Source organism: Phenylobacterium sp. (assembly GCF_031425575.1).
In the GTDB taxonomy this organism is placed as follows: Bacteria; Pseudomonadota; Alphaproteobacteria; order Caulobacterales; family Caulobacteraceae; genus Phenylobacterium.
This window is the reverse complement of sequence record NZ_JANPJP010000189.1, coordinates 11,861-28,679: the sequence shown is the minus strand read 5'-3', so window position 1 is coordinate 28,679 and position 16,819 is coordinate 11,861. Positions and strand designations below refer to the sequence as shown.

Annotated in this window: 14 protein-coding genes; 11 read left to right on the top strand and 3 right to left on the bottom strand. The window is 68.9% G+C overall.

What is annotated here, in order from left to right; genetic code table 11:
• Positions 1-131 precede the first annotated feature (131 nt).
• A complete protein-coding gene (locus RMO97_RS10780; protein ID WP_310540962.1) occupies positions 132-1,940 on the bottom strand; it encodes a DUF4153 domain-containing protein in 1,809 nt (602 codons plus the stop codon).
• Between the two features lie 144 nt (positions 1,941-2,084).
• On the opposite strand from RMO97_RS10780, the gene RMO97_RS10775 reads away from it, so the two are divergent.
• The 6 genes from RMO97_RS10775 (at position 2,085) to RMO97_RS10750 (ending at position 8,956) form a co-directional block, all read left to right on the top strand.
• Complete coding sequence (locus RMO97_RS10775) at positions 2,085-2,714, top strand: TetR/AcrR family transcriptional regulator (RefSeq protein ID WP_310540961.1); 630 nt, start codon at positions 2,085-2,087, stop codon at positions 2,712-2,714.
• The gene (locus RMO97_RS10770; protein ID WP_310540960.1) at positions 2,711-3,682 is read left to right on the top strand and encodes an HlyD family efflux transporter periplasmic adaptor subunit; all 972 of its coding nucleotides are present in this window, start codon (positions 2,711-2,713) and stop codon (positions 3,680-3,682) included. Before RMO97_RS10775 ends, RMO97_RS10770 begins: the two co-directional genes overlap by 4 nt.
• Positions 3,679-4,596: an ABC transporter ATP-binding protein gene (locus tag RMO97_RS10765; protein WP_310540959.1), complete on the top strand. Its 918-nt coding sequence runs from the start codon at positions 3,679-3,681 to the stop codon at positions 4,594-4,596. Before RMO97_RS10770 ends, RMO97_RS10765 begins: the two co-directional genes overlap by 4 nt.
• Positions 4,593-5,726 (top strand): ABC transporter permease, encoded by a 1,134-nt coding sequence (locus RMO97_RS10760; protein WP_310540958.1) that lies wholly within the window; start codon positions 4,593-4,595, stop codon positions 5,724-5,726. The genes RMO97_RS10765 and RMO97_RS10760 overlap by 4 nt, the downstream gene beginning before the upstream one ends.
• 432 nt (positions 5,727-6,158) lie before the next feature.
• Positions 6,159-8,684, top strand: a complete 2,526-nt coding sequence (locus tag RMO97_RS10755; RefSeq protein ID WP_310540957.1) for a helicase-related protein — start codon at positions 6,159-6,161, stop codon at positions 8,682-8,684.
• The gene (locus tag RMO97_RS10750) at positions 8,681-8,956 is read left to right on the top strand and encodes an RNA-binding S4 domain-containing protein (RefSeq protein ID WP_310540956.1); all 276 of its coding nucleotides are present in this window, start codon (positions 8,681-8,683) and stop codon (positions 8,954-8,956) included. The genes RMO97_RS10755 and RMO97_RS10750 overlap by 4 nt, the downstream gene beginning before the upstream one ends.
• A gap of 16 nt (positions 8,957-8,972) precedes the next feature.
• Here the strand turns inward: RMO97_RS10750 and RMO97_RS10745 are convergent, their stop codons facing one another.
• On the bottom strand, positions 8,973-9,665 hold the full coding sequence (locus RMO97_RS10745) for a hypothetical protein (protein WP_310540955.1): 693 nt from the start codon (positions 9,663-9,665) through the stop codon (positions 8,973-8,975).
• A gap of 100 nt (positions 9,666-9,765) precedes the next feature.
• Here RMO97_RS10745 and RMO97_RS10740 point away from each other — a divergent pair, with 100 nt between their 5' ends.
• From RMO97_RS10740 to RMO97_RS10720, 5 genes are all read left to right on the top strand, one after another.
• Positions 9,766-12,117, top strand: coding sequence for a penicillin acylase family protein (locus RMO97_RS10740; RefSeq protein ID WP_310540954.1), 2,352 nt, complete (start codon positions 9,766-9,768; stop codon positions 12,115-12,117).
• Between the two features lie 155 nt (positions 12,118-12,272).
• Entirely contained in the window at positions 12,273-12,614 is a 342-nt protein-coding gene (gene fdxA, locus RMO97_RS10735; RefSeq protein ID WP_304776309.1) for a ferredoxin FdxA, read from the top strand.
• 280 nt (positions 12,615-12,894) lie between these two features.
• A complete protein-coding gene (locus RMO97_RS10730; RefSeq protein ID WP_304776308.1) occupies positions 12,895-13,404 on the top strand; it encodes a CarD family transcriptional regulator in 510 nt (169 codons plus the stop codon).
• 160 nt (positions 13,405-13,564) lie between these two features.
• A complete protein-coding gene (locus RMO97_RS10725) occupies positions 13,565-14,389 on the top strand; it encodes an alpha/beta hydrolase (RefSeq protein ID WP_310540953.1) in 825 nt (274 codons plus the stop codon).
• Between the two features lie 72 nt (positions 14,390-14,461).
• Positions 14,462-15,076 carry a glutathione S-transferase family protein gene (locus tag RMO97_RS10720; RefSeq protein ID WP_310540952.1) on the top strand — a complete coding sequence of 205 codons (615 nt, stop codon included), beginning with the start codon at positions 14,462-14,464 and terminating at the stop codon, positions 15,074-15,076.
• A gap of 3 nt (positions 15,077-15,079) precedes the next feature.
• On the opposite strand, the gene RMO97_RS10715 is transcribed toward RMO97_RS10720, so the two are convergent.
• Positions 15,080-16,582, bottom strand: coding sequence for a methyl-accepting chemotaxis protein (locus tag RMO97_RS10715; RefSeq protein ID WP_310540951.1), 1,503 nt, complete (start codon positions 16,580-16,582; stop codon positions 15,080-15,082).
• Positions 16,583-16,819: the final 237 nt, after the last annotated feature.

The window sequence follows — 16,819 nt, the reverse complement described above, 5'->3', positions numbered from 1 at the left end:
GCCGCGGTCGTAGGTCTGGCGGACCTGGGTCTCCCAGGCGCCGTCGCGGCGACGATAGTCGAAGGTCACCCGTTTCAGCGTCGCCCACTCTTCGGAGAGGGTGTGGAAGGCGAGGTTGCGGACCTGGTCGCTCATTTGGTCTCCGGCGGCGGGGGCCTTTTCACAGACACGGCGGGGACGTCGCCGGGCTTGCCATCGGGGCACCTGTCGCTGTCGGGCACAACCCGCAGGCGGCGGCCGGCCACCACAACGTCCGCCAGGGGATTCGGATCGGCGTTCACCGCGAACTGACCCGCCTTGAGGGCCGCACCGTCCTTGTCGCAATAGGATCCGGAGAGCGTCCCGATGCGGGTCCAGACGCCGCCGGCCTGCCGGTAGACGCGGCGGTCGCCCATGGCGAACACCACCACTTCGGGCGAGGCGTCGCCGTCAAGGTCAGCGACCACGGCGTCGCACTGGCGGCCGGGTTCGCAGTTCTGCAGCGGGTCCTCGAAGCTCTTCCAGGTCTGTTCGAGGAATCCGGCCGGGAAGGCTCCGCCGCCGGCGACACGGACCAGTTCCTTCCGCTCCACCACCGAGGTCGTGGCCTCGCCGTAGCGGGCCTTGCGGGCCAGGGCCGAGGCGGCGCGCCGGGCGATCTGCGCGGCGTTGGGCCCGGTCTTACGGGCGGCGAGCGCCTTCAGGGCGTCCATCCCCGGCTTGCCGGCCTCGAAGCGGAGGAACAGGTAGTCGAACTTGTCGGGCGTCACGGCGCCTCGGTCCAGGCGCGAAATCTGGTCGTTCACCGACAGCCGGCTGGGATTGGCCAGGGGTGAGAACAGGGCCAGCAGGACGGCCACCACCAGATAGGCGGCGATGACATTGGTGACCTCCAGGCGCTTCAGCCAGGGACCGGGCCAGAAGACGCTGGCCGCGTAGCCCGCCGCATAGACGACGGCCACGATGGTGCAGGCGACACCGTAGATGCGGTCCGGGGTCAGGCCGTACTGCCCGATGCGTAAGGTCAGGCCATAGGCGGCGATGGCCACCAGCGGGGCGATGATGAGCCCGGTGACGCGGCCCGCCCACTTCAAGGCGACCGGCGGATGGTCCTCGGCCTCGCCTTCCTGATAGGCGGCGTTGAGCAGGACGATGAGGGCCGCGGCGGCGGAAAGAAGAATGCCCGCCGCGCTCTTGGTGTCCCACAGCAGGGCCAGGCCGGTGAACGGCAGGGCGACGAGGAAGCCCGCCCCGATCACCGCCATCACCGGCAGCAGCCAGGACAACAGGGTCAGGGCCACGGTGCGGATGCCGCGCACCAGGCTGGCGCGAACGTCGGTCAGATGGATGGCCAGGGCGAAGAAGGTCGTCGTCGCCGGGAAGGCGAACCAGGGCTTCTGGATGGTTTCGCCGACCCACTTGACGCCGATCAGGTCGAACAGCGCGCCGCCCAGCCAGAGCAGCAGCCATAGGGCCCCGACGAACAGGACGGCCAGGGCCAGGCGCACGCCATCCTTCCAGGTCTGGTCGAAATAGCGGTCGTAGCTGGCGATCCAGCGGCGGTCGGCGTCGGCGCCGGTCACCAGGTGGTGGGCGATGAACAGGCCGACGGCGGTGAAGATCACCAGGGGCGGGCCCGGCCAATGCTCGGTGCTCAAGTCGGGAACCGCGATGGTCCCGTGATAAGCGCCGAGCGCAGCCACCACGACGGCGGCGACGGCGCCCCAGATGATCAGGGTCCGGGTCCGCAGGGTGCGCAGGCCGCCGAGCAGGACCACGGGCAGGAACAGGATCAGCATCGCGCAGGCGCAGAACAGCGGCGAGGAGACGCCGTCGATCAGGCCGTGCTTCTCCCACTCGTTCAAGCCGTACAGCGCGAGGCCCTGGGCGAACCCGATGGCGACGCGGGCGATGGCGATCGGTCGTGACGCCTGACCGTGCTCAGTTTCCCCGGCGAACATGATGGTTCCTCCCCAACTCACCTCACGGTCGCATGGCGGGCGGCGAGCACCAACAAGCTTGGCTGATTGATGGAATAGAGTCGGCTTGCCATGCCCAAGCTTGGGGCGTATTGATAACTGACCAGTCAGTTACTTATGGCGCACATGTCCCTCCCCGCCGGCCAGCCGAAGTTCCGACGCCGCAAGGCCGATCGTCCCGACGAGATCGTGGCGGCGGCTTTCGAGGTGTTCGCGGAAAAGGGATTCGCCGCGGCGCGGCTGGACGATATCGCCGCCCGGGCCGGGGTCTCGAAGGGGGCGATCTATCTCTACTTCGCCACCAAGGAGGACATCTTCCAGGCGGTGGTGGAACAGGGCGTCGCGCCCAACCTGCACAATCTGGCCGCCCTGGCCGCCGCCAATCCGCAGAACTTTCCCGAACTGATCCGCGCCTTCGCCAAGGTCATGGCGCATGTCGCCTCCACGACCCCGCTCGGGGGCATCATCAAGATGGTGATCGGGGAGGCGCGCAACTTCCCGGAGCTGGCGCGGGTCTGGCACGACCGGCTGATTGTCCCGGCCCTTGGCGCCTTGTCGGCGGCCATCGCCGCGGCCCAGGCGCGCGGGGAGATCCGCCCGGGCGACCCCCGCCACTACGCAGCGGGCCTGATCTCGCCCCTGCTGGTGGGGGTGATCTGGCGCGAGACCTTCACCCCCATCGGCGCCGAACCCTTCGACCTGCCGGCCCTGATGGAACAGCACGTCGAGACCCTGCTGCGGGGAATGGTCCCATGAAACAACGCCTGCTCGTCATCGCCCTGCTGCTGGCGGCCGCCGGCCTGATCGCCGCCCTAGTGCTGACCCCCCGGCTGAACCGATCCAATGTGCTGACCGGCTATGTTGAGGGTGAGCCGCTCTATCTCGCGGCGCCGGTGTCGGGCGCGGTGGCCCAGATACATGTCCAGCGCGGCGACCGGGTGAAGGCCGGGGACAAACTCTTCGTCGTCGATCCCAAGCAACTGGCCGCCCAGCGCCAGCAGGCCCAGGCCGAGGTGGGCGCGGCTCAGGCCCAGGCGCAGGACGCGCGCAAAGGCCTGCGGCCTGTCGAACTCGCGGTCTACGACGCCAACATCATCGCCGCCGAGGCCCGCGCCCGGGACGCCTCGGCCGACATGCGCCGGGTCGAGCCCCTGGTGCGCAGGGGCATCTATGCGCCGGCCCGCCTGGACGACGTCCGCGCCGCCCTGCAGACCGCCAACGCCCAATTGGCGGCCGCCCGGCGGCAGCGGGACGCCGCCGCCCTGGGCGCCCGCGAAGGCCAGGTGGAAGCCGCCGACAGCCGGGTCGCGCAGGCGCAAGCGGGCCTCTCGGCGGCGGACGCGCGCCTCTCCGACCTCGCCCCCGTCGCGCCCTCCGACGGGCGGGTGGAGGAGGTGTTCTTCCAACAGGGCGAATGGTCGGTGGCCAACCAGCCGGTCGTCTCCCTGCTCCCTGACGACCGCATCAAGCTTAGGTTCTTTGTGCCGGAGCAAAGCCTGTCGGCCTATCGCCCCGGCTCGGTGGTGCGCTTCGCCTGCGATGGCTGCGCCAAGGGGCTGACCGCCAAGATCACCTTCGTCAGCGCGCGCCCGGAGTTCACCCCGCCGATCATCTACAGCCGCGAGGCCCGCGACCGGCTGGTCTATAGGGTGGAGGCCACGCCCAGCGCCCGGCTGAACCCCGGCCAGCCCGTGGACGTCACGCCCCTAGAGCCGGTCCGGTGACGCTCGCCATCGACGTCCACGGCCTGAACAAGAGCTTCGGCGACAAGCACGTGGTGCAGGACGTCTCGCTGCAGGTGGCGGAGGGACGCATCTGCGGCTTTCTCGGGCCCAACGGCTCAGGCAAGACCACCACCCTGCGCATGCTGTGCGGCCTGCTGACCCCCGACAGCGGCGAAGGCACCTGCCTGGGGCTGGACATCATCCGCCAGGCGGGCGCCATCAAGCGCCAGGCCGGGTACATGACCCAGAAGTTCTCGCTCTATGAGGACCTGACCCTGGAGGAGAACCTGATGTTCTCCGCCCGCGTCCACGACCTGGACCGCCGCAAGGACCGGGTGGCCCAAGCCCTGGAGCGGCTGGGCCTGATCGAGCGGCGCAGCCAGCTGGCCGGCACGCTGTCGGGCGGCTGGAAGCAGCGACTGGCGCTAGCGACAGCGACCCTGCACGAACCCAAGCTGCTGCTGCTGGACGAGCCCACCGCCGGCGTCGATCCCAAGGCGCGCCGCACCTTCTGGGACGAGATCCACGCGCTGTCGGCTGAAGGCCTGACCGTGCTGGTCTCCACCCACTACATGGACGAGGCCGAGCGTTGCCATGAAATCGCTTACATCGCCTATGGCCAGCTGATCGCCCGGGGCACGGCCGACGAGGTGATCGCCGGCTCCCACCTGGTCACCTTCAATGGCGAGGGTGCGGGGATCGACCGGCTGGCCGGTGAGATCGGCCGGCGGCCCGGCGTCGAGATGGCCGCCCCCTTCGGCGCGGCCCTGCACGTGAGCGGGACCGACCGCGCCGCCATCGAGGCCGCCATCGCCCCCTATCGCCGCGACCCGTTCCGCTGGACCGAGGTGGCGCCGACCCTGGAGGACGTCTTCATCCAGCTGATGGAAGGCGCGGAGGACAACTTCCGATGAACGGCTTTTCGGCGACCCGGGTCTGGGCGGTGCTGATCAAGGAGTTCAAGCAGCTCACCCGCGACCGCCTGACCTACGCCATGATCCTGGCCCTGCCGGTGGTGCAGCTGCTGCTGTTCGGCTACGCGATCAATTCCGAGCCCCGCCACCTGCCCACCGCCGTCCTGGTGCAGGAGGACAGCGTCTTCGCCCGCTCGATCCTGTCGAGCCTGCATAACAGCGCCTATTTCGACCTCGTGACCCAGGCGCGCAGTCCCGCCGAACTGGACGAGCTGATCCGCCGGGGCGAGGTGCAATTCGCCATCACCATCCCCGGCGACTTCACCCGTCGCGTGGCGCGCGGCGACAAGGCCCAGATCCTGGTGGAGGCTGACGCCAGCGATCCCTCGGCCACAGGACCAGCCTTGGCGGCCCTGGCCGCCCTGCCGACCCAGGCCCTGGCGGCCGACATGAAGGGCGCCCTGGCGCCCCGGCTCCAGGCCAGGCCCGCCTTCGAGGTGGTGATCCACCGCCGCTACAATCCCGAAGCGGTCACCGCCTACAACATCGTGCCGGGCCTTCTGGGGGTGATCCTCTCCATGACCCTGGTGATGATGACCTCGCTCAGCGTCACCCGCGAGACCGAGCGCGGCACCATGGAGAGCCTGCTGGCCACGCCTGTCGAACCCATCGAGGTGATGATCGGCAAGCTGGCGCCCTATGTCCTGGTGGGCGTCGCCCAGACCCTGATCATCCTGACCATCGCCAAGCTGTTGTTCCAGGTGCCGATGCTGGGGGGCTGGCTCGGCCTCGGCGGCGGGATCAGCCTGTTCATCGTGGGGTCGCTCGCCCTGGGCTTCCTGATCTCCACGGTGGCGCGCTCGCAGCTCCAGGCCATGCAGATGAGCTTCTTCTACATCCTGCCCTCGATCCTGCTCTCGGGCTTCATGTTCCCCTTCCGGGGCATGCCGGGCTGGGCCCAGGCCCTGGGGGAGGTGATCCCGGTGACCCACTTCCTGCGGGTCGTGCGCGGGGCGCTGCTGAAGGGCCAGGGGCTGGAGGACATGTGGCGCGAGCTGGCGGCGTTGCTGGCGTTTGTGTGCGTGGTCACAGCGCTAGCGATGGCGCGTTATCGGCGGACGCTGGACTAGCCCGGTTCCTTCTCCCCTTGCGGGAGAAGGTGGAGGGGTCGCGCTCCGCTCAACGCGTCTCTCCCTCTGGGTTCGTGTGGTTGGTGGACAATCTGCGTCGCCCGCGCGGCGTCGCAGCCGGAAGAATTGGGACCACGAACCACACGAACCACACGAACAGGCCTACCTCCGAGGCTGGGAAAGACTCTGGCGCCTGGCTGCGCCGGGATTTGCCTGAGGGACAAGCGTGAGCCCTCATCCGACCCTGCTCCTCAGGGCCACCGTCGAGAGCGAGCCGGGCTACTCAAGCCCGGCTATGCGGTTCGCCAACGACTTGGCGAACCGCCGCTCTCGACCCCGCAAGGGGAGAAGGATCGAGGCAGGGACGGCTTTCGTGTCGCAGACCCTCCGGCGCCGCTTGCCGCGCGTCGATTCCCACCCCAACTTGAAGCCATGAGTCACCGCCCGACCGGCGCGCCGCCGCCCCGCCTCGTGGCGGTGCTGGGGCCGACAAACACCGGCAAGACCCACCTCGCCGTCGAGCGGATGCTGGGGCACGCCTCGGGCATGATCGGCCTGCCGCTGCGGCTGCTGGCCCGGGAGATCTACGACCGCATCGTCAAGGCGCGCGGCGCGCGCTCGGTGGCCCTGATCACCGGCGAAGAGAAGATCGTCCCGCCACGGGCGGTCTATTTCGTCTGCACCGTCGAGGCCATGCCGCTGAGCCGAGAGGTGGAGTTCCTGGCGGTGGACGAGATCCAGCTCTGCGCCGACCCCGAGCGGGGCCACGTCTTCACCCACCGGCTGCTGCATGCGCGCGGCACCTACGAGACCATGCTGATGGGCGCCGGCACCATGGCGCCCCTGATCCGACGGCTGCTGCCGGGCGCCGAGATCGTCACCCGCGAGCGGTTCTCCAGCCTGACCTATGCGGGGCCCAAGAAGCTGACCCGCCTGCCCCGCCGGTCCGCCGTCGTGGCCTTCTCCGCCGACCAAGTCTACGCCATCGCCGAGCTGATCCGCCGCCAGCGCGGCGGCGCCGCCGTGGTGATGGGCAGCCTCAGCCCCCGCACCCGCAACGCCCAGGTGGCGCTCTATCAGTCGGGCGAGGTGGACTTCCTGGTGGCCACCGACGCCATCGGCATGGGCCTGAACATGGACGTCGACCATGTGGCCTTCGCCGGCCTGCGCAAGTTCGACGGCAAGCGCACCCGGTTCCTGCACCCGCAGGAGGTGGGCCAGATCGCCGGCCGGGCCGGGCGCTTCCGCACCGACGGCACCTTCGGGGTCACCGGCGAGTGCGAGGACATGGACGCCGACCTCGTCGAGGCGGTTCAGGAGCACCAGTTCCAGCCGGTGGCCGCCGCCGAGTGGCGCAACGCCAAGCTGGACTTTTCGTCGCTCGCCAACCTGATGAAGTCCCTGGCCGCCCCGCCCACCTTCGATGTGCTGAAGGCTTCGGCCGAGAGCCTGGACGAGGTGACCCTGCGCCAGCTGGCGGGTGATCCCGACATCGCCGACCGGGCCCGCGACAAGCCCTCGCTGATGCGGCTGTGGGACGTCTGCCAGACGCCGGACTTCCGGAAGGTCAGCCACGAGGAGCACCTGCGGCTGACGCGGGATTTCTTCGAGTATCTCACCAGCCGCAATCGCAAGATTCCCGAAGACTGGATCGCCGGCCAATACCGGCACCTGGACCGCACCGACGGGGAGATCGACACCCTGTCGGCCCGCCTGGCCAGCGTGCGGACCCTGGCCTATGTCGCCAACCGGCCCGACTGGCTGGCGGACGCCCAGGCCTGGCAGGCCAAGACCCGGGTGCTGGAGGACAAGCTCTCCGACACCCTGCACGAAAAGCTGATGGCCCGCTTCGTGGACCGCCGGACCAGCGCCTTGATGCGCGGCCTGCGGGTGCGCGAGGACATGCTGGCGGGCGTTGCCGAGGACGGCACGGTCACCGTCGAGGGGCACTATGTCGGCAAGCTGCGGGGTGTGACCTTCGAGGCCGAGCACGGCGCCTCGATCCTGGAGGAGAAGGCCCTGCGGGCGGCGGCCACGATGGCCGTGGGGCCCGAGATCGCCAAGCGCCTGGGCCAGCTCGCCGCCGAGCCCGACAGTGGCTTCTCCCTGACCCCCGACGGCATGGTGCTTTGGCGCGGCCAGGCGGCGGGCGCCATCTCCGGCGGCTCGCCCTTCGCGCCCCGCGTGCGGCTGCTGGGGGAGCTGGGCAATCCCTCGGCTCGCGAACGGGCCACCCGGCGCCTGGAGGCCTTCCTCGCCGCAGAGGCTGTTCGTCGCCTGGGGCCTTTGCGCAAGCTCGAGACCGCGATGGCGGAGGGCAAGATCAAGGGCCTGGCCCGCGGCCTCGCCTACCGGCTGATCGAGACCGGGGGGGTGCTGGACCGCCTGCAGGTCCACGCCGAAACCAAGGCCCTGAGCCAGGTGGAGCGGCGCATGCTGAAGGGCTTTGGCGTGCGGCTGGGCCACTTCACCCTCTACCTGCCGGCCATGCTCGCCCCCAGCGCCCTGAGCTTCGTCCAGGGCTTCGCCGACCGGGCCTGGCGCCCGCCCACCCACATCCTCAGCCGCCTGCCCGATCCGCCACCGCCCGCCACGGCGCTCGCCGCCTTCGGCCTGCGCGCCGTGGGCCGCCTGGCCGCGCCCGTGGAGATGCTGGAGCGGATGGACGACCTCATGCGGGCCGGAAAGCCCGGCCAGCTCACCGACGCCGACCGCGAGGTGCTAGGCTGGAGCGAAGCCGAGACGCGGGATATCCTTCGGGCGCTCGGCTTTGCGCCCACGACGAAGCCAAGGGCCGGCGAGGCCATGGTCTGGCGCCGCCGGGGCGAGAAGCCTGTCGAGAAGCCTGCCGCGCCCTCCCCCCACTCGCCCTTCTCGGCGCTCGCCGCCCTCAAGGACAAACCCATCCCTGCCCGGCGGCCGCGCCGCCGCCGCAAGGCCAAGGCCGCGACCCCATGAGTGAGACGGGTTGCCGCGCCGACGTCTGGCTTTGGCGGGCGCGGTTCTTCAAGACCCGCTCCCTGGCCGCCAAGTTCCTGGACGAGGGCAAGGTGCGCCTGACCCGAGCCGGCGCGGAGAGCCGGATCGACAAGTGCGCGCGGGCCCTGAAGATAGGCGACCAGCTGGTGTTCGCGGTCGGCGGCAAGCTGATCGCCGTGGCGGTGGAAGGGCTTGGCGAGCGCCGGGGCCCGCCGGCCGAGGCGCGTGGGTTGTACTCGACGCTAGGGTGAGACTTTCCTCCCCCGTTTACGGTGAGGAAAACGAACGCCGCACCAAGTCGCGCGCCGCCACCAGCAGCACGGGTGCCCAGCTGAGGACCAGGGCGTAGGTCATCAGGGCGGCGCGGCTGTTGTCGATGGCGGCGAAGGCTGTGCCCACCATGGGCAGGAGCAGGAGCATGGCCAGGATCGGCCGGCGGGTCTCGGGCGCCATGCAGATCCGCGACAGCAGGAAGGCATGGAGCGCCAAGGCTGCGAACTTGACCCAGGCGCTATCGCTGGCGCGCAGCAGCAGATGGGCCGAGCCCTCCAGGTCGCGGGTGATCTGGAGGAGGGTGAAGGTTTCCACATAGTCGGCCGCCAGGGCCAACAGGGCGACACCGACGGCCGCCGGCACGAGGGGCTTGCGCAAGCCGCCGCCGAGGAACACCGCCGCACAGATGGCGAAGGCGGTGTAGGCTGGGATATAGGCCTTCACGTCGAGGTGGTTCACCGCGTCCATGGCCGAGACGACGGGCGCGCGGCAGGCCTCCCCGCCGAACACGTCCAGCAGCTGGGCCAGGGTGCGGGCCAGTTCGAACTCCACCACCTTGCCCGGCGCCCAGCAGGCTCCGGCGGCCACGACCTGCGGCAGCATCTGGAAGGCCACGGTGATCGCCACGGTGGCGAGGCCGGTCAGGACGGTGAGGCCAGCCCACAGGCGGTGTGATCGGCTTTCCATGGCGTTCCCCTCCGACGACCGCGAGCTTAGCGGCCACACCTCCATTGTCGATAACATCGGTATTGCCCTAGCCTCAACCTCCGGCCCCGGAGGAATACCCATGCCCAAGATCGCAGCCCCGCTTCTGGGGGCTCTGCTGAGCTGCTCCAGCCTCACGGCGCTCGCCGCTCCTGCCCAGGAGCGCCGCGCGGTCGCCGGCCTGGCGGCGCCGGCGGAGATCCGGGTGGACACCTGGGGCATCGCGCACATCTATGCGGGCAGCGTTCGCGACGTCTTCTTCCTGCAGGGCTACAATGTCGCCCGCGACCGCCTTTGGCAGATCGACCTGTGGCGCAAGCGGGGGTTGGGCCTGCTGTCAAAGGACTTCGGCCCCACCTATGTGGCCCAGGACCGCGCGGCCCGCCTCTTCCTCTATCGCGGCGACATGGCCAAGGAATGGGCGGCCTATGGTCCCGGCGCCCAGGACAACACCACCGCCTGGGTGGCCGGCGTCAACGCCTATGTCGACGAGATCGCGGCGGGCAAGCGGCCCCTGCCGCTGGAGTTCAAGATCGCAGGCTCCGCGCCGGACCGCTGGAGCCCCGAGGACGTGGTGCGCATCCGCAGCCACGGCTTGACCCGCAATGTTCCCAACGAGGTGGGCCGCGCCCAGATCGCCTGCAAGGCGGGGCTGCCCGCCGCCCGCCTGTACCGCTTCATCGAACCCAAATGGACCACCAAGGTCCCGGCAGGCCTCGACCCCTGCGCCATCCCCGCCGATGTCCTGGCCGACTATCAGCTGGCCGGCTCGGGGGTGAAGTTCAGCGGGCCCCCGGAGCAGCGCGCCGCCCTGGAGATCCCGCCCGAGGCCATCGGGTCGAACAACTGGACGGTCTCCGGATCGCGCACCGCGACGGGCCGGCCGATCCTGGCCAATGACCCGCACCGGGAGCATGGCGCGCCCGGCCTGCGCTACATCGTGCACATGAATGCGCCGGGCTTCTCGGTGATCGGGGCCGGTGAGCCCGCCCTGCCCGGCGTCTCCATCGGCCACAATGGCAAGATCGCCTTTGGCCTGACCATCTTCCCCGTCGATCAGGAAGACCTCTACGTCTACGAGACGCAGGGCGACCGCTATCGCTACGGCGACGGCTGGGAGGCCATGAGCGTGGTGCAGGACGCCATCCCGGTGAAGGGCGAGGCCGCGCCGCGTTCCGTCGAACTGCGCTTCACCCGCCACGGTCCTGTGCTGAAGACCACCGAGGGCAGGGCCTTCGCCATCCGCACGGTCTGGAGCCAGCCGGGGACCTCGGCCTATTTCGGCTCCACCGGCTACATGCAGGCCCAGGATTGGTCGAGCTTCAAGGCGGCCCTGGCCGGCTGGGGCGCGCCGTCGGAAAACCAGGCCTATGCCGACACCTCGGGCCACATCGGCTGGGTGGCCGCCGGCATGGTTCCCGCGCGGCCCAACTGGGACGGTCTGCTGCCGGTGCCGGGCGACGGGCGCTATGAATGGAGGGGGTTCCTCAAGCCCGAGGAGCTGCCCAGCGAGGCCGATCCGAAGCAGGGCTGGTTCGCCTCGGCCAACCAGATGAACCTACCGGCCGACTATCCCGTGGCCGAGCGCAAGGTGGGGTTCGAATGGTCCAACGCCGCGCGATTCCTGCGGGTGAACGAGGTGTTGGCGGGGAAGCCGAAGCTGACCGTGGCCGACGCCATGGCCCTGCAGACCGATCCCTATGACATCACCGCTCGGCGGCTGATCGCCGTGCTGGCGCCGCTGGCGACCGATGACCCGAAGCTGGCCGCCGCCCTGGCCCTGCTGCGCGGCTGGGATCACCGCACCTCGGAGGGCAGCGCCGGGGCGGCCCTGTTCGAGGTCTGGACCGGCAAGCACCTGGGCCGCGGCGTGGTCGCCGCCGCCACGCCGGCCTCCGTGCACGGCCTCATCGGCAATGGCGACCTGGCCGCCGTCATGGACCTGCTGGAGCACCCCGACGCCACCCTGCCCGCCGAGGCCCGCGACAAGGTGCTGAAGGCCAGCCTGATCGCCGCCTATGACGAGGTCGCTACGCGCCTCGGGCCTGATCCTACGACCTGGGCCTGGGGCAGGCTGCATCACGCGCGGCTTGAACACGCCCTGACCCCGCTGGCCGACGCCGCCACCAAGCCCCTGCTGGCGGCGGGACCGACGCCGATGGGCGGGACCAGCCTGTCGCCCATGGCGGCGACCTGGCGGCCCGACGATTTCCGGGTCGTGGCCGGCGCCTCGTTCCGCATGGTCCTCGACGTCGGCGCCTGGGACAACAGCATGGCCATCAACACGCCCGGCCAGTCGGGGAACCCCGAGAGCCCGCACTACCGCGACCTGTTTCCGAAATGGGTGAAGGGCGAGTACGTGCCGCTGGCCTATTCGCGCAAGGCGGTGGAGGCCGCGACGGAAACCGTCATCACCCTGACGCCAGGGTCCTGAGGCCTATCGGCGCTGCCAGATATCCTGGGGCGCGGCGGCATTGACAATTGGGGGTCTGACCGGGAAAACCCGCGCTCTGGAGCGCTTGCAGGCGAAGTGGACACCGGTTCGCCGTCCGAGAGCGCGACCAGGTATCGAGACCGCCGGAGTTCCAAGTGACCTACATCGTCACCGACGCCTGTATCAAATGTAAGTTCATGGACTGCGTGGAGGTGTGTCCTGTGGACTGCTTCTACGAGGGCGAGAACTTCCTGGCGATCAATCCGGACGAATGCATCGACTGCGGCGTCTGCGAACCTGAGTGCCCAGTGGACGCCATCAAGCCCGACACCGAGGATACGCCCGACTCCAAGTGGCTGAAGATCAACACCGACTACGCCAAGATCTGGCCCAATATCACGGTGAAGGGCGAGCCGCCTGCGGACGCTGAGGCCTTCGAGCGAGAGACGGGCAAGTTCGAGAAGTACTTCAGCGAAAAGCCCGGCCGCGGATCCTGAGCAACCCTCGCCCAGGGGGTGCAAGCCTTTCTTTGGGCTGAATTTTATGCTAGGGTGACAATGACGTGGTTAGAAGCGTTTCGCGCCCGCCATGTCGTTTCTGCAGAAGAGCCGTCCCCGGCCGCATACGCCTTGAACAGGCGAAGGGTGTCCTAGAGGTCTATTCCGTTCTCAAGAATGTTGATCGCCGCAAGTTTTGCGGACGGACATCTTTCGCCTTGGGCTCTCGGAAAACCTGGATGCGTCGATGGGATCGGACGAGGTCGAAGGGACTTAGCTGATGAGCAAGACTGGTCTGGATTTCTCGATTGGAGATCACGTCGTCTATCCGGCCCACGGGGTGGGTCAGGTACAGGGGATCGAAACTCAGGAAGTGGCCGGCTACTCGCTCGAAGTCTATGTGATCACCTTCGACCACGAGAAAATGACTCTGCGCGTTCCCACCGCCAAGGCCCGCACCGCCGGCCTGCGCTCGCTGGCCGAGGGCAATGTGGTCAGCCAGGCGCTGACCACCCTGAAGGGCCGCGCGCGGGTGAAGCGCACCATGTGGTCGCGTCGCGCCCAGGAATATGAAGCCAAGATCAATTCCGGCGACCTGATCTCCATCGCCGAGGTCGTCCGCGACCTGCACCGCGCCGAGAACCAGCCGGAGCAATCCTATTCCGAACGCCAGCTCTATGAGTCGGCGCTGGACCGCATGGCCCGCGAAGTCGCCGCGATCGAACAGATCGACCGCGACGCCGCCATCGGCATCCTCAACAAGAACCTGATCAAGGCCGTCGCCGCCTAAGGCTGCGCCTTAACCGCTGATCTGCGAGACGCCCGGCCTGCGAAGGGCCGGGCGTCTTCGTTTGGGCCCGTCGCGATTTGTGGTCGGTGAGCAGGTCTCTCTCCCTGGGTCGAGTTTTCGGGCATCCTCTCCCCTGACGTCAGGCCGGCAAGGAGTGAGCATGGCGGATCGCGCGCCCATAAGTTTCAGCGACCTGCTGGCCCGGCCTCGGGACGCGGCGGACGCCCGCATCGCCTACGGCCCGCTGGCTCTGCAGTTCGGCGAGCTCTGGCGGCCCACGGGCCCTGGCCCCCATCCGCTGGTGGTGATGATCCACGGCGGCTGCTGGCTGGCCGACCTGCCGGGGCTGGAGCTGATGGACCAGGCCTGCGCCGATCTGAAGGCCAGCGGCGTCGCGGTCTGGAACCTGGAGTACCGCCGCATCGGCCACGAGGGCGGCGGCTACCCCGGCACCTTCCAGGATGTGGCCGCCGGCGTGAACCACGTGCGGGGACTGGCCAGGACCTACCCCCTGGATCTTGCTCGGGTGGTCGTCGCGGGCCACTCGGCGGGCGGGCACCTGGCGCTGTGGAGTAGCGTGCGGGGCCCCCTGCGCGGCCCCGATCCCTTCATTCCCAAGGGAGCCGTCAGCCTGGCCGGGATCATCGACCTGGCGGCCTATCACGCCACCGGGCCGGACGCCTGCGGCGGACCCGGGACCATCGAGGCGCTGGTAGGGATGAGCCAACGTCCCGGCCAGCAGGTGTATGCCGATACGTCCCCCGCCGCCCTGCTGCCGCTGGCATTGCCCTATGCTGTGATCTCCGGCGCGCTGGATCTCATCGTGCCGTCGCGGTTCGGGGCGGCGTTCGGCGCCTTGGCCATGGCCAGGGGTGACCCCGTCGAGGTAATGGACCTGGCCCACGCCGGCCACTTCGAACTGATCGACCCCACCGCCCCGGCCTGGGCCGTCATCAAGGCGCAGATCAAATCCCTGCTGGATTGACGTTGGGTCCTGCTTGACGCGCCAGCCTCTCGCCGAAATGGTCGCGCCAACCAATTAAGGGAGCGCCTCGCCATGAAACTCTACGACTCGATCGGCCCCAATCCGCACGTGGTACGCATCTTCATCGCCGAGAAGGGCATGACCATCCCTGCGCAGAAGGTGGATCTGATGGCGGGCGAGAACCGCAAGCCGCCCTATACCGAGACCATCAATGTCGCCGGCCAACTTCCCGCGCTGGAACTCGATAACGGCCACAAGGTCTGCGAAATCCTGCCGATCTGCGAGTACCTCGAAGAGGTCCAGCCCTCCCCGCCCCTGATCGGCGCCAACGCCGAGGAGCGGGCCGAGACCCGCATGTGGACGCGGCGCATCGACCTGAACATCTGCGAGCCCATGGCCAACGGCTTCCGGGCCGCCGAAGGGCGCCCGCTGTTCGAGAGCCGCATGAAGCTGGTGGGCGCCGAGGGCGCCGCCGACCTGAAGGCCATCGCCAAGGACCGCCTGCTCTGGCTCGACGGCCAGATGACGGGGGACTTCGTCTGTGGCGGCCGCTTCACCCTGGCCGACATCCTGCTGTTCGGCTTCCTGAAATTCGGCGCGACGGTCGGCCAGCCCGTTCCGGAAGAGGCCAAGTGGGTCAAGGGTTGGATGGAGCGGGTCGGGGCCCGCCCCAGCGCCGCCGCCTAGACCCTAAAACTCTTCCCAGCTCGACGAGGCGGCGGCGGACTTGCCGCCGCCGAAGGCGGACGCGAGCCGGGCCCGGTCGCGGGCGACCGGGTTCCAGGCCGGGGCGTGGCGCTCAGCGCGGGCCAGTTCCGGGCGCAGGGGCTGAGCTCCGATCTGGAAGCGGCCCACCAGCCGGGACAGCTCCACGGCCTCACCGCGCAGGTTGGAAGCTGCGGCGGTGGCTTCCTCCACCATGGCCGCATTCTGCTGGGTCACCTGGTCCATCTGATTGACCGCGGTGTTGACCTGGGCGAGCCCGACGGCCTGCTCCTGTGACGACTGGGCGATCTCGGCGATCAAGCCGTCGATCTCGGTGACCCGTCCAACGATTCCCACCAGGGCCTTGCCGGTCTCACCCACCAGGCGGACCCCGGAATTGACCTGGGCCGACGAGGCGCTGATCAGGGCCTTGATCTCCTTGGCCGCGTCGGCCGAGCGCTGGGCCAGGGCTCGAACTTCAGACGCGACGACGGCGAAGCCGCGGCCCGCTTCGCCCGCGCGGGCGGCCTCGACCCCTGCGTTGAGGGCCAGCAGGTTGGTCTGGAAGGCGATCTCGTCAATGACCCCGATGATCTGGGTGATCTTGCCGGAGCTCTGTTCGATCTCCCCCATGGCGGCGACCGCCTCGCGGACCACCTCGCCGGAGCGCTGAGCATCAGCCTTGGCCGTGGTGGCTGCGCTGAAGGCCTGCTTGGCCCCTTCGGCGCTACGCTTCACCGTAGCGGTGATCTGGTCCAGGGCCGCGGCGGTTTCCTCCAGGCTGGCGGCCTGCTGCTCAGTTCGCCTGGACAGGTCGTCCGACGCGCTGGCGATTTCGTCGGCCCCGCCGCGGATCCCGCCCGAAGAGGCGGAGATAGAGGTCAGGGCCTCGCGCAGGGTCTCGATGGCCTTGTTGAAGTCGTCCTTGATCTGCTGGTAACGGCCGTCAAAACGCGCCTCGATACGGGCGGTCAGATCGCCGGCGGCCACCCGCTGCAGGTTGTCGGCCAGGGCTCCGACCACCATGTTCTGGTCCGCCTCGAGCCTGCCGCGCTCGGCCTCGATTTGAGTCCGCTCCAGCTCCACCTCGGTCACGTCCGTCGCGAACTTGATGATCTTGTAGGGACGTCCCGCCTCGTCCAGCACTGGATTGTAGGAGGCCTGAATCCAGCAGACCGAGCCGTCCTTGCAGATCCGCTGGAACTTGGCGGCGACAAACTCGCCATTGTTCAGGTCCCGCCAGAAGTCGCGGTAGGCCGCGCTGTCCTTCTGGTCGGACGGCACAAACAGGCTGTGATGGCGCCCCTCGATCTCGGCGGCCGTGTAGCCAAGGGCGTTCAGGAAATTGGCGTTCGCTCGGAGGATTGTCCCATCGAGCTTGAACTCGATCACCGCCTGAGACCGCTCCATGGCGTTGACCTGCGCCTCGAGTTCGCGGACGCGCTGAGCCTCCCGCGCCTTTTCCTCAGCACGACCACCAAACAGCATCCGACCGCTCCGAATCCGCACTTGCACTAAGCGGCATGCATCGCACCCCGATTGCTAACGGGTTCCTAATTGATTTTTTACGTTGCGGTGACAGCCTGGAGCTTGCGGCCGTGGCCCGTCGCATCAGGGGCGCGTGCGCTTTGACGCGGTTAACAGACGCCTTATTGAACTGCCGCGCCCTCTCACTCCAGGTGAGATTTTGCGTTGGACAGAACGCCGACCTCAGGACCGACGACG